The 13,447-nt window shown below is 47.3% G+C and carries 15 protein-coding genes; 11 read left to right on the top strand and 4 right to left on the bottom strand.

Features of this window, described 5'->3' with window-relative positions:
• Nucleotides 1–29 precede the first annotated feature (29 nt).
• Entirely contained in the window at nucleotides 30–893 is an 864-nt protein-coding gene (locus BLU98_RS04720; RefSeq protein WP_257574707.1) for an alpha/beta hydrolase, read from the bottom strand.
• Between the two features lie 14 nt (nucleotides 894–907).
• Here BLU98_RS04720 and BLU98_RS04715 point away from each other — a divergent pair, with 14 nt between their 5' ends.
• From BLU98_RS04715 to BLU98_RS04685, 7 genes are all read left to right on the top strand, one after another.
• Nucleotides 908–1,684, top strand: a complete 777-nt coding sequence (locus tag BLU98_RS04715; protein ID WP_092722545.1) for a Rossmann-like and DUF2520 domain-containing protein — start codon at nucleotides 908–910, stop codon at nucleotides 1,682–1,684.
• 72 nt (nucleotides 1,685–1,756) lie between these two features.
• Nucleotides 1,757–2,095, top strand: coding sequence for a 2Fe-2S iron-sulfur cluster-binding protein (locus BLU98_RS04710; protein WP_092722543.1), 339 nt, complete (start codon nucleotides 1,757–1,759; stop codon nucleotides 2,093–2,095).
• Nucleotides 2,096–2,194: 99 nt separating this feature from the next.
• Nucleotides 2,195–2,434, top strand: coding sequence for a Fe-S cluster assembly protein IscX (iscX, locus tag BLU98_RS04705; protein WP_026770353.1), 240 nt, complete (start codon nucleotides 2,195–2,197; stop codon nucleotides 2,432–2,434).
• Nucleotides 2,435–2,455: 21 nt separating this feature from the next.
• Nucleotides 2,456–2,971, top strand: a complete 516-nt coding sequence (locus BLU98_RS04700) for a KdsC family phosphatase (protein ID WP_092722541.1) — start codon at nucleotides 2,456–2,458, stop codon at nucleotides 2,969–2,971.
• 31 nt (nucleotides 2,972–3,002) lie between these two features.
• A complete protein-coding gene (locus BLU98_RS04695) occupies nucleotides 3,003–3,941 on the top strand; it encodes a geranylgeranylglycerol-phosphate geranylgeranyltransferase (protein WP_092722538.1) in 939 nt (312 codons plus the stop codon).
• Nucleotides 3,938–4,543 (top strand): Maf family protein, encoded by a 606-nt coding sequence (locus BLU98_RS04690; protein WP_092722536.1) that lies wholly within the window; start codon nucleotides 3,938–3,940, stop codon nucleotides 4,541–4,543. Before BLU98_RS04695 ends, BLU98_RS04690 begins: the two co-directional genes overlap by 4 nt.
• Nucleotides 4,544–4,572: 29 nt before the next feature.
• The gene (locus tag BLU98_RS04685) at nucleotides 4,573–5,847 is read left to right on the top strand and encodes a DUF2851 family protein (protein WP_092722534.1); all 1,275 of its coding nucleotides are present in this window, start codon (nucleotides 4,573–4,575) and stop codon (nucleotides 5,845–5,847) included.
• 3 nt (nucleotides 5,848–5,850) lie between these two features.
• Here the strand turns inward: BLU98_RS04685 and BLU98_RS04680 are convergent, their stop codons facing one another.
• Nucleotides 5,851–6,255: an OsmC family protein gene (locus BLU98_RS04680; protein ID WP_092722532.1), complete on the bottom strand. Its 405-nt coding sequence runs from the start codon at nucleotides 6,253–6,255 to the stop codon at nucleotides 5,851–5,853.
• A gap of 44 nt (nucleotides 6,256–6,299) precedes the next feature.
• Between BLU98_RS04680 and BLU98_RS04675 the strand changes: the two genes are divergently transcribed.
• Together BLU98_RS04675 and lipA are read left to right on the top strand one after the other, a co-directional pair.
• Entirely contained in the window at nucleotides 6,300–7,130 is an 831-nt protein-coding gene (locus BLU98_RS04675) for a hypothetical protein (RefSeq protein WP_139173836.1), read from the top strand.
• A gap of 36 nt (nucleotides 7,131–7,166) precedes the next feature.
• The gene (gene lipA / locus BLU98_RS04670; RefSeq protein ID WP_092722527.1) at nucleotides 7,167–8,117 is read left to right on the top strand and encodes a lipoyl synthase; all 951 of its coding nucleotides are present in this window, start codon (nucleotides 7,167–7,169) and stop codon (nucleotides 8,115–8,117) included.
• Here the strand turns inward: lipA and BLU98_RS04665 are convergent.
• Both BLU98_RS04665 and BLU98_RS04660 read right to left on the bottom strand, forming a co-directional pair.
• Entirely contained in the window at nucleotides 8,086–9,054 is a 969-nt protein-coding gene (locus BLU98_RS04665) for an ROK family protein (RefSeq protein WP_092722525.1), read from the bottom strand. The two genes, lipA and BLU98_RS04665, sit on opposite strands and share 32 nt — an antisense overlap.
• An 11-nt stretch (nucleotides 9,055–9,065) precedes the next feature.
• Nucleotides 9,066–10,514, bottom strand: coding sequence for an MFS transporter (locus BLU98_RS04660; RefSeq protein WP_092722523.1), 1,449 nt, complete (start codon nucleotides 10,512–10,514; stop codon nucleotides 9,066–9,068).
• Nucleotides 10,515–10,639: 125 nt separating this feature from the next.
• Between BLU98_RS04660 and BLU98_RS04655 the strand changes: the two genes are divergently transcribed.
• Together BLU98_RS04655 and BLU98_RS04650 are read left to right on the top strand one after the other, a co-directional pair.
• Complete coding sequence (locus BLU98_RS04655) at nucleotides 10,640–12,055, top strand: glycogen synthase (protein WP_092722521.1); 1,416 nt, start codon at nucleotides 10,640–10,642, stop codon at nucleotides 12,053–12,055.
• Nucleotides 12,056–12,075: 20 nt separating this feature from the next.
• On the top strand, nucleotides 12,076–13,362 hold the full coding sequence (locus BLU98_RS04650) for a glucose-1-phosphate adenylyltransferase (RefSeq protein WP_092722519.1): 1,287 nt from the start codon (nucleotides 12,076–12,078) through the stop codon (nucleotides 13,360–13,362).
• Nucleotides 13,363–13,447: the final 85 nt, after the last annotated feature.

Below are 13,447 nucleotides of genomic sequence, written 5' to 3'. Positions count from 1 at the left end.
AATGTTGAAAAAAAGGCGATTATAAACGGTTAACCCAGCAGAAAGCTGGTAATTTCCTTCATCACCCGCTGATCGCGGTATATTTTATTGTGTCCCAGCCCTTCTGTAACCAGGAAGTGCAGGTTGGGGAGGGGGTGTTCCCGGGACGGAAGGGTGTCTTTAAAAGGACAGATACGGTCATGCTGGTCATGCACCCATAAAATGGGGGTAGGCACCTGCCGAACCGCCCGGTTAACGGATAAATGACTGATGGATCGGTTGGCGATGGATTCGATGATGGTTTCCAGGGCTGCCTGCGTCTCTTTTTTGATATTCAATAAACGGCAATATTGACGGAGGGCCCTGGAGGTTTCTGTGGCAGGGGCGATCAATATCATTTTTTTGTTATGATTATCAGGCATCTCTTCCATGGCCAGGGAAATGGCCAATGCACCCAGCGAATGCCCAATGAATCCGTAAAAAGGGCCGTACAGGACTTCCACCCGCAAGAGCATGTTTTTGTACAGTATGGCATTGATCATTTTGCCATCGCTTGTGCCGTGTGCAGGAGCGTCGAAAATGAAAACTTCAAAACCTTCTTTGAGTAAAGGCTGTACATATTGTTCGAATTTATAACCATAACTGCTGAACCCATGTGCTACCAGCACTTTCCGGCCCGTACCCTGCGCAGGTTTCCAGTGAAACCCACGAACAGTGATGCCTTCCAGCTCAAAGGAAAGGCGGCTTGCTTTGTGAAAAATGGGCGGAACCTTATTGCCGGGTTTTTTAACATAGGGAGTACAGAAAAAGCGGAATGCCGATTCGGCTGCTTTGCGGGGAGATAATAGCCCAATGGTCTTGAATTTGGTTTTATAATAACCGATCACAACTCTTTGTGCTAATTTCATTTCCATATACATACAAAGATATGAAGGTTGTGATCATAGGTTCGGGTAATGTGGCTGCTGTGATGGGGCGGCTCATGCACGCTGCCGGCCATGAAATTGAACAGGTCTGGAGCAGACAGGAAGCGCATGCCGCATCGCTTGCACAGCTATTGGGTGCAGCCGCGGTTACAGACCTGAAGGGTTTGAAGCCCGGTGCTGATCTCTACTTACTGGCCGTGAGCGACACAGGCCTGGAACCGGTTGCCCAACAACTCAGGTTGCACAATGAACTCATTGTTCATACGGCAGGAGCGGTTTCCAAAGAAGTGTTGAAGCCCGTAAGCAGCCGTTATGGCGTACTGTGGCCCATGAAAATGATCCGTCAATCCATGGAGACAATAGACCCTGTGACTATAATAGTTGATGGCAATACAACAGCAACAATCGAAAGCATCGAAAAAATCGCAGGGATATTTACCAATGGTATTATCACCCGCGCCGGGGATGCTACCAGGGAACGCATGCATTTGCTGGCGGCCATCACATCCAACTTCACCAATCATTTATACCACCTGGCGGCCGATTATTGTGCGGCGGAACAGATCGATTTTAGTCTTTTTTATCCCATCATCGCCGATACGGCCCGTCAGGTACAGTCGTTTCACCCGAAGAATGTACAGGCTGGACCCGCCTTTCGCAATGATACCAGCACCCTGCATAAACACGAGGCTTTACTGAAAGACTATCCATCGTTGCGCAAAGTGTACGAAGCCCTGAGCGAGAGTATTCGTCACCAGTTTGGTCATGCTAACCACTAAAACAAACGTTTCCCGCAGGGTCTTTTGCCTTTTTGTTCGTTTTCAGATACTTTTGCACCGGAAAATGAAACTATGTACACGATCAAGGTAAAGTTTGAGCAGCGGGGACTGGAGCCGGTTATATTGAACAACATCAAGGCCGATCAGAGTTTGCTGGAGGTATGCCTGCATAATGGCATTGAATTACACCACAATTGCGGCGCCGTATGTGCCTGCAGTACCTGTCATCTGTATGTAGAAGATGGCATGCACCTGCTGGAAGACCTGAGCGATAAGGAGGAGGATTTCATTGATCGTGCCGTTAACCCGCGCATCAATTCACGCCTGGGATGCCAATGTGTATTGCAGGAAGGAAGTGTAGGAGAGGTAAGTATCACAATCCCCGATCAGACGCAATTTTTAGGAGAATAAAAATATAATTTGTCAATTTGATAATTAGACAATTCGACAATTTCTTGTCACTTTTCATTGTCGAATTATCAAATTGACGAATTGTCTAATTAAAAAGTTATGAGTCATTTTGAACCGCCGATCCACTGGAATGATCATGAAGACATTGCCATGAAGCTGTATGAAAAGTTCGGCGATGATTTCACCGAGGCGAAAATATATCGCATCCGTTTCACCGAGCTGCTGGAGTGGATACTGGAACTGCCCGGTTTCGAAGGAACCCGTGAACAGAGCACCGAAGGGCACCTGGAAATGATACAGAGCGCCTGGGTTTATGAATGGCGCGATAACCAGAAATAACAGATACTTCAATTTTTTTGCATGCTGGAACGCTTCAAACCCATTACTGCTTTTGTCTTTGATGTAGACGGTGTACTTACCGACGGCAGCCTGCTGGTATTGCCCGGCGGTGTGATGGCGCGACGAATGAATATCAAAGATGGTTATGCATTGCAACTGGCTGTGAAGAAGGGATATAAAGTGGCAGTTATTTCAGGAGGAAATTCCGATGAAGTAAACGAGCGCCTGAATAAACTGGGTGTAGAGCATGTATGGATGAAAGTGGAAAACAAAGTGGAGGTGCTAAAGGCATTCATGCATAATCACAATATTAACAGCACCCAATTGTTGTATATGGGAGATGATATCCCCGATATAAAAGCCATGGACCTGGCAGGCCTGCCTTGCTGCCCTGCCGATGCTGCACAGGAGATCAGGAAGAAATCATTGTATGTATCCCGGCTCAAAGGAGGCGAAGGCTGCGTGCGGGATGTGATTGAGAAAGTGATGAGGCTGCGGGGTGACTGGAATGAAGACTTCAGCATCAGGGCCCAATAGTTCATTATCTTGCATAGCATACATAACCAATTTGAAACTCATTACTGCTTTTTTCAGACTGGTGCGATGGCCGAACCTGGTGTTCATCGTGCTTACCCAAATGCTGTTCGAATACTGCATTTACAAACGTATCTATACAGGAGAAGCCAGCCAGCCGGACGATACCCGCCAATTTATTTTTCTGGTCATTGCTTCCGTAATGATAGCGGCTGCAGGTTACATCATCAACGATTATTTCGACCTGAATATTGATCAGGTAAACAAGCCCGGTAAAGTGGTGGTGAATGTGATCATCAACCGGCGATGGGTGATTTTCTGGCACATGTTCCTGAGCCTGCTGGGGCTTTTCTTCAGTTTTGCAGCGCTTCCGCTGAACAACTACTGGCACCTGGTACTGGCCAACCTGGCGAGCATTATATTGTTGTGGTTTTATTCCACCAATTTCAAAAAACAGTTGCTCATAGGCAATATCCTTATTTCCTTATTGACGGCATGGGTGATCATGATCCTTTTCCTGTCCAAGCAACCTTTACAACTGGATCATATACTCGCCGTCAAAACAAATGAAGTGCGTTTTTTCAGGCTTACCATTGTTTATGCCGCATTTGCTTTCATCATATCGCTGGTCAGGGAAGTGATCAAGGATATGGAAGATGTGGAGGGTGACAGGCGTTACGGGTGCCGCACCATGCCCATTGTATGGGGTATCAATGCCAGTAAAGTGTATGCCGCAGTTTGGCTGATCGTACTCATTGCTTCGTTGCTGGTTCTCCAGTTTTATGTTCTCCCGTTCGGCTGGTGGCTCAGTGTGCTGTATTGTATCGTATTGATCATTGCCCCACTGGTATGGATATTGCTTAAATTATTCAAAGCCAATTCAGCCAAAGATTTTCATACACTCAGTACCATCGTAAAACTGGTGATGATGACGGGTATATTGTCGATGGTGTTTTTTGGATTTTATTTATGACGAAGACTCCTATCATACTGGCCTCACAATCTCCACGCAGAAAAATGCTGTTGGAATGGGCCGAGATTCCATTTGAAGTGATCGTGCAATCTACCGATGAAAGTTTTCCTGAAGGAATGCCGGTAACCGAAGTGCCCATACATATTGCCAGGGGCAAGGCAGAAGCAGTAAAGCAGTACGTGCAGGAAGCTTATCATGGTGAATATGCAGGAAGTACCATCCTGGCGGCCGATACCATTGTGGTATTGGATGGGCAGGTGATTGGTAAACCCTCTGACCGCGATGAAGCGATCCGCATCCTTCAATCGCTCTCCGGTAACACACACCGGGTGATCACCGGCGTAGTGATCCTGCATAGTGAAGGTGAAATATCTTTCTCAGATGTTACAGAAGTCCATTTTCATCACCTGAGTCCTGATCAGATCATCTTCTATGTAGACAAATACCAACCCTACGATAAGGCCGGCGCTTATGCCATCCAGGAATGGATTGGTGTGGTGGGGATACAACGTGTGGAAGGCGACTTCTATAATGTAATGGGGCTGCCGGTGAGCAGGGTGGTGAGAGAGTTGTCAAATCACGTATTTTCCGCAAGCCATTAACTTCTATTTTGCCTGTTTAATGAACAGGTATGAACGAGCGGTTGTTGCAATTCATCTGGCAGTTCCAGTATTTCAATGTGAAGGAGTTGTTTACCACGCAGGGAGAAAGGGTGGTGATAGAGCGTTGTGGTATGCTGAACCTGCACCAGGGGCCCGATTTCTCGGAAGCATGGATACATATCGGGAATACTACCTGGGTGGGCGCTGTAGAACTGCACCTGCTTGCGTCTGACTGGAACAGGCACCGGCATTATGATGACCCGTATTATCAAAAAATCATCCTGCATGTAGTATGGGAAGAAGATGAATTATTGTTCGATGGTTACGGGAACAGGATACCTACGCTCGAACTGAAAGATAGGATCGCTGCTTCTTTGTTGCAGCGTTATCGATGCATCATGGATAATCCCATGCCTGTTTCCTGTGCTTCTTTTTTACCTGCACTCACTCCACTGGCATGGTATGCATGGAAAGAACGGCTGGCTGCTGAAAGACTGGAACAGAAAGCCATGCAGGTACTCGAAACATTGCAGCAATGCAATGGCGATTGGGAAGAAGTCTGCTGGCGTTCTATTGCCGGCAATTTCGGAGGTAAAGTAAACCGCATATTGTTTGAACAGGTGGCAACTGCATTGCCAGTGCGATTGTTGGCGCGTCATCGCAATCGCAGAACGCAACTGGAAGCGCTTTTAATGGGGCAGGCCAACCTGCTGGGCCATGCAGGCAAGGATGCGTATGGACTTTTGCTGCAAAGGGAATATGCATTCTACAGGAATAAATACAAGTTGGTGCCATCCGCTTTGCCGGCGGCTTTTCTGCGTATGCGTCCTGCATCGTTTCCCACGATACGGCTGTCGCAATTAGCAGCATTGTTCCATCGCTGCCCTTCATTCTACTCATTGTTCTGCGAAGCACGGTCTGTTGCTTCCTTGTCAACTGTATTTGCAGATATCGCAGCAGATGATTACTGGAACACGCATTACCACTTCAAAGAAGAAAGTAAATCGCAACCCAAATACCTTGGCCGGTATATGGCCGATAACCTCATCATCAACACGGTGATCCCGCTTTTATTTGCCCATGCGAGTTATCATAACACTGTGCATCAAAAAGCCGACCTGCTTTCCTGGTTACTGGAATTGCCGGCTGAGCAGAACAGGATTACCAGGGAATGGCAGGCCATGGGTATAACCATCCACTCAGCGCTGGATTCACAGGCGATGACGGAACTCAGTAATCATTACTGCGCAAAAAAAAGGTGCCTGGTATGCGCGGTGGGCAATAAAATACTCAATGCCGGTTAAAGGTTACCAGTAGAAAGCGATATCGAGCGCTACATCAGGATGCAGGCTTCTTTCAACAGGACAGGTGCGCGCCGTTCTCTCGAGGATCGCTTTTGTTTTTTCATCTACATGCAAGCCGGCAGGCATATACATGTGTGCTACGATCTTGCCAACGCGACGAGGGTCGCTTACCATTATTTTGGTTACATCCACACGGGCCCCATCCAACTCAATATTCATCGTTCTTGCCTTGATGGCCATGGTAGTAATCATACAGGTGCCTAAAGCTGTCGCTACAAGGTCGGTAGGAGAGAAACGTTCTCCCTTCCCCTGGTTATCGGTAGGCGCATCGGTCTCTATAACAGTTCCGCTTTGCAGGTGCGTAGCAGTGGTACGCAAATCACCTTTATAAATAATTTGTGAAGTCATTGCATCAAATTTGCCATAAATTTACAGCTATCAAACCAAACGATGTGAAGAAGCTAATTTTTATTCCGTTCATACTGGGTTCCATGATCGTATCGGCGCAACAAAAGCAGCTTTCTAAAGAGTCCGCTGAAAAGGCGCAAAAAAAAGCTGAGAAAAAAGAAAGGATCAATCAATTAATCAAGCAGGAAGAAGAAGGTGCGCTCATTTTCCAGAAACAGAATGCTTATGGCTTCAAATTCAACACCGATGGATGGGGTATTTTTTATGAGCATGGCAAATACAAGACCATCACTACTACTAATATTTGGTGGATGGAGTTTGGCGAACACAAACATCCCAAAGAAGATAAAAGCGCTGCTTTCAACAACAATGGATCGGGCTTCACCATCATCTCCAATTATGTGTATGGTAAGCGCAATAACTTTTATAATTTCAAACTGGGCTTCGGTCAGCAGAAACTGATCGGCGGCAAGGGTAATAAAAATGGTGTGGCTGTGTCGGCCATTTATGGCGGCGGTATTACTGCCGGATTACTTAAACCTTACTATCTCAACATACTGAATAAGTACGACGGCAACAAAGCGCAGAGCATCAAATACAATGGCAGTAACGATAGCCTGTTCCTCGATCCTACGATCATTACCGGCAGCGGCGGGTTTTTCAAGGGATGGGGTGAAGTGCAGGTAGTGCCCGGAGCGCACCTGCGTACTGCATTGCGCTTCGATTATGGCAGGTACAATGAATTGCTTTCGGCCATTGAAGTGGGACTGAACGCGGAATATTATTCCCAGAAAATGCCTATCCTGGTGCAAGTGCCCGATAAAAGCTTCTTTTTCAACGCTTATATAGCCCTCACTTTTGGTAAGCGAAAGTGACTTATTTTTGCATAGAACCAGATTAAGAGGCGTTCCATGCAAGAGTTACCCGTAGTTCCCAAAGTTGATACCAACGATCATAAACTTCAAAAACCCAATTGGCTTCGCGTAAAGCTGCCTATTGGCGCCAGTTATAAGCACGTACGCGGACTGGTGGATACCCATAAATTACATACCATTTGTGAAAGCGGCAATTGTCCGAATATGGGCGAATGCTGGAGCGAAGGCACTGCCACTTTCATGATACTGGGTAATATCTGTACCCGCAGTTGTGGTTTTTGTGCCGTAGCCACCGGCAGGCCCGAACCGGTGGATTGGGATGAGCCGCAGCGTGTAGCGGAAGCCATTCACCTGATGACGGTAAAGCATGCCGTGATCACGAGTGTAGACCGCGACGAGCTCAAAGACGGCGGATCCATTATATGGTACAATACCATCAAAGCGGTCAAGGCCCTCAACCCCGGTACCACGCTTGAAACGTTGATCCCCGATTTCAGGGGCAATGCAGAACAGGTGCAACGCATCATCGATGCTGCGCCTGAAGTGGTGAGTCATAATATAGAAACAGTAGAGCGTTTAACCAGGCAGGTACGCATACAGGCTAAATACCGTCGCAGTCTCGATGTGTTGCGTATGTTGAAAGAAGGAGGCATGCGTACTAAAACAGGTATCATGCTGGGACTGGGAGAGACCAAAGAAGAAGTGATCCAAAGTATGGAAGACCTGCTTACAGTTGGTTGCGATGTACTTACCCTGGGGCAATACCTGCAACCTAGCAAAAAACATTTAGCTGTTCAGCGTTTCGTGCATCCCGATGAGTTTGCTGAACTGCGTGAAATAGGATATGAGCTCGGTTTTGATTATGTGGAGAGTGGTCCGCTGGTGCGTTCCTCTTACCATAGTGAAAAACACGTCATACCCGGATGGGGAAAAGAAAAATGGATGCAGGAAAAACTTACCACACCAACGCCGACGCCCCTAGTATAGCAGCATCTGCCGATTTAAGGTGACTCACCAAAATCCGCACTTTATTCTGGAACACCTGTATGAGGGTGTTTTCCATGCTTTCGCGTGTAGGTTTCAGTATCATATCACCAGCTTTGGTAAGGCCTCCGAAAAGAATAATGGCTTCCGGACTGGAGAACATGACAAAGTTCGCCAGGGCGATGCCCAATATCTTACCGGTATATTCAAATATCTCTTTGGCCAGTTCATCGCCTTCCATGGCGGCATCGTGTACTGCTTTGGAGTCAATGCTGTCTTGCGGTAGGGCGCGAAGCAGGCTGGGTTTGGGGCTTTTCTCCAGGAATTCCAACGCGGTGAGGCGTACGCCTGTTGCAGATGCATAACTTTCCAGGGATCCTTTTTTACCGGTGCCTTCGTGCAGGCGGCCATCCGGTATGATGATGGTATGTCCGAGTTCACCGGCAAAACCATCATGCCCGTATATAAGGTGGCCATTGGCTACGATACCGCTGCCCACACCGGTGCCCAGTGTGATCATGATAAAGTCCTTCATGCCCTGTGCCGCACCATACATCATTTCACCCAATGCAGCTGCATTGGCATCATTGGTGATGATCGCGGGTATTTTGAACTTGTCTTCGATCAGCTTACCCAATGGTATAATGCCTTTCCAGGGCAGGTTTGGTGCGTATTCAATGGTGCCGGTGTAATAATTACCGTTGGGGGCGCCTACGCCAATCCCTTTGATGCGGCCTATGCCGCCGGCCTGCTCAATGAAGGGATGCAGGTTGTTATATAACTCGTCAATGAAACTGTTCACATCTTTGTGAACCCGGGTAGACATATCGTTCGAGAAAAGTATATTACCTACTTCATCTACAATTCCGAATTTGGTGTTGGTGCCACCGATATCAATTCCAATAGCCAAAGGCTCTACACCCTGCGTTTTCTTCACCATGTACAATTTTTTTAATGAGCTCCACTTGTTTTTATATCATAATCAATTCCCTGCGCTTTCAAAATAGCTTTTGAACGGATTGCGTAAAACGCAAGGTAAGCAAAACACGCTACGCCTACCACATAACTATACCGGATGCCCAGTATATGATCCGAAGCTACCCATCCTTGCAGTAAACTCACCAGTCCGCCTCCCATAATCATCATAATGAGCATGCTGCTTCCCTGGTTGGTATGTTTACCCAGACCGGCGATGGCCAGGGTGAAAATACAGGGCCACAGTGTACTGCAGAAAAGTCCAACACTGATGAATGCAAACACACTGGTCTTGCCTTCTGAGAGCATACCGATCACTAATGCTGTAATGCCCATCGATGCAAAGATCAATAACATCCGTGCGGGATTGCCTTTGCTGAGGATATCACCTATGATCATGGCAATGATCACAAAACCGTATACATAAAAGGAACTGATATCGTGCCGGGCAATAGCATTCACCGCAAGGAAAACGGCAAATGCCAGGTAGGGCATGAGAAAATTAAGGATTTTTTTAGCTCCCATGCTCACACTGAATGCACCCACAGATGCAGTCCAGCGACCCATCATAAGACTGGCCCAATAGAGCGATACAAAGGGTGCGATCTTATCTGTAGGAATGTTCATGTGCTGCCGCATGTATTCGGGCAGGTTGGCGGCGGTGGCCACTTCCACGCCTACATATACGAATATGCCGATCATGCCCAGCCAAAGTTGCGGGTATTGAGTGGCCGAAGACCGGTGCATCACCTGCTTTTCACTGTCGGCCTCGTGTGCTGCCACATCTTCCAGGTCAATTTTATTGGGGATGGATGAAAACTTAAAGAACAACGCCACCAGGATGAAAGCGGCGCCGAGGACGAGGTAGGGCACTTTCACACTTTCGATGCTGGCGGTACCGGAACCGCTGGTAACACTGCCGAAGATGGCAAAGCTTACCAGTAATGGGCCGATGGTGGTACCGAAGTTATTGATACCTCCTGCCATGTTTAGTCTTTGTGAACCAGTTTTGGGATCGCCGATCACAATGGCGAGTGGGTTGGCAGCGATCTGCTGAAGTGAAAAACCTAATCCTACTACAAACAGCCCGGTAATCATCAATGTAAAAGAAGAACTGTTGGCCGCAGGATAGAACAGCAGCGTACCGATGGCCGAGATAAGGAGTCCAAGGGCAATGCCGTTTTTATAACCCATTTTATTCAGCAGGTCGTGCTTAATCATTTTAGATATGCCAAAATAAATAAGCGACCCTACGGTATAGGCTACATAAAAAGCCACAGATACCAGCATGCTCTGCGCCTGCGACAGGTTAAAGGCTTTTTTAAATACCGGAATGAGTATGTCGTTACTCGCGGCTACAAATCCCCAGAAAAAGAAAACAGAAATGAGGGTGCCGAACTGCGACCATTTGGTTTGTTGGTTCATGGTAGACAAGCTGTTTTAGACAGGGGCTGCAAAATAATCAAAAATAAGATGGAAAAATTTAAATACGAGAATTGGATGAATGCTTTTAGTTACTAACTTCAGAGCAAATCTTTCAAAAGCGTCTCATGGAGATCATTCATGTCAGTGCAGAGTGTTATCCCGTAGCCAAAGCGGGCGGATTAGGCGATGTAGTAGGGGCTTTACCCAAATACCAATGCAAAGCGGGGCATGTAGCCAAAGTGGTGATGCCCATGTACCGGACCAAATTCTTATACGACAACGAGTGGACGGTAGATTTCAAAGGAAGTTCCAACCTGGGAAACTGGTTTTTCGACTATACCATTATCAAGGAAACCACCAATAAGCTGGGGTTCGACCTTTACCTGGTAGACATCAACGGGCTGCTCGACCGGCACCGGATATATGGGTATGATGATGATGTGGAGCGGTTCACAGCCTTCCAGATCGCTGTAGTGAACTGGATGAGCAGTTGGGAACACAAACCCCGCGTGCTGCACTGCCACGACTATCATGCCGGTCTGCTGCCCTTCATGATGCAGCATTGCTATGATTACCGGAAATTGGCATCTATCCCCACCGTGCTTACCATTCACAATGCCCAATACCAGGGATGGATGGGGTGGGACCAGAGTAAGTATATACCGCGGTGGGACCTGTGGAAAAGGGGTATGCTGGATTGGAACGGTAATATCAATCCATTGGCATCGGGCATCAAGTGCGCCGATAAAGTAACCACCGTGAGCCATAGTTATATGGATGAGCTGCGCTCGAATTCGAACGGACTGGAAAAATTATTCGAATACGAAAAGGGGAAATGTGTGGGCATTCTCAACGGAATCGATAATGAAGTATGGGATCCTGAAACGGATAAATACCTCGATCATCATTTTTCTGTTGCCACCGCAAAGACAGGCAAGCAGCAGAATAAAGAGTTATTGTGCAGGCGGTTTGGTTTGGACCCTAGCAAACCATTGTTTGTTTTCATTGGCCGGCTCGTGGGCGAAAAAGCGGCCGATGTATTACCCGATGCGATCCGTGTGGCCATCGACCACACACAGGGCCAGGCTTCTTTTCTTGTGTTGGGCAGTGGCGAAACACAGGTGGAATGGCAGTTCCAGCAAATGAAGGAACCTTATGCCGATGTGTTCAATGTGGTGATCGGGTATGATGAAGCATTGAGTCACCTGATGTATGCCGGCGCTGATTTTTTGTTGATGCCGAGCAGGGTGGAGCCATGCGGACTCAACCAGATGTATGCCATGCGTTATGGAACCGTTCCCATTGTGAGAAGTACAGGTGGTTTGCAGGATACAGTGACGGATATGGGCGATCCCGGTGGGTTTGGTATCCGCTTCAACCATGCGAATATTGAAGACATCGACTATTCGATCAGCCGCGCTGTGTCGGTATACCAACACCCGGCGCATTTGGATACCATGCGCAAGCAGATGATGGAAATAGACCACAGCTGGGAATCTGTAGTAGAAGCATACCTGAAGCTGTACAGGTCATTACGATAACCTAATAAAACCGCTATACGATGAGTACGATTTCAAAATCAGTTCTGGCCGTGATCCTGGGAGGAGGCGCTGGAACAAGACTGTTCCCGCTTACCGCGAGCCGATCCAAACCCGCTGTGCCGATTGCCGGTAAATACCGCCTCGTTGATATCCCTATCAGTAATTGTATCAACAGCGATATCAATCGCATGTTCGTGCTTACCCAGTTCAACTCGGCATCGTTGAACAAGCACATCAAGAATACTTATTTATTCAGCGCTTTCAGTACTGGTTTTGTAGACATACTGGCCGCCGAACAAACACCTGAAAACAGCGGTTGGTTCCAGGGTACTGCCGATGCTGTGCGACAATCGCTCCGGCATATTTCGAACCACGATTTCGAATATGTACTTATTCTGAGTGGTGACCAGTTGTACCAGATGGATTTTACTGCAATGTTCAAAGCGCATAAGGCGAGTGAAGCGGATATTTCCATTGCTACCATTCCGGTAGCAGAAAGGGAAGCTACAGAATTCGGCATCATGAAAACAGACGCAAAGAATTTCATCACTTCATTTATAGAGAAACCCAAAAAGGATGTATTGGCAGATTGGGTAAGTGATACCGGCGCTGAAATGCAGCAGGCGGGCCGTCATTACCAGGCTTCCATGGGTATTTACATTTTCAGTAAAAAAATGTTGTACCACCTGCTCAATGAAGTACATCCCCAGGCAACGGATTTCGGTAAAGAGATCATCCCTGATTCCATTGCGAACTATAAAGTTGTCAGCTTCCAGTACGACGGCTACTGGACCGATATTGGAAACATTTACTCATTTTATGAAGCCAACCTGGCGTTAACACAGGATATCCCGCCATTCAATTTATTCGATCATACTAAAATAGTGTACAGCCGCTCGCGCATGCTGCCACCGGCCAAGATCAGCGGCACTACATTGGAAAAGACCCTGATAGCGGAAGGCTCCATCATCAATGCCAGCAGGCTGGAACAATGCCTGGTGGGTATCCGTTCGCGTATCGGAGCCGGCACCACCATCGTTAACAGTTATGTAATGGGGAATGACGGTTATGAAACCATTGAAGAGATGACCTCGGATGATTTCAAAGGAATACCCAGGATGGGCATTGGAGAACGTTGCTTTATCAAGAATGCGATCATAGATAAGAATTGCCGCATTGGCAATGCCGTTCAGATCAACGGAGGAGACCACCTGGCTAATACAGACCATCCTTTATATGCGGTGAAAGACGGTATTGTGGTAGTGAAGAAGATGGCTATTCTACCGGATGGTTTTGTAATTGGATAAAAAATGTCTGATCGTCATCCTGAGCGAGCGAAGCGAGTCGAAGGATATGCTGAATGCTCAGGCAGATCCCTCGGCTGCCCCTTCG

This window comes from Hydrobacter penzbergensis (assembly GCF_900106985.1).
Taxonomy (GTDB): Bacteria; Bacteroidota; Bacteroidia; order Chitinophagales; family Chitinophagaceae; genus Sediminibacterium; species Sediminibacterium magnilacihabitans.
This window is presented reverse-complemented; position numbering and strand designations above follow the sequence as displayed.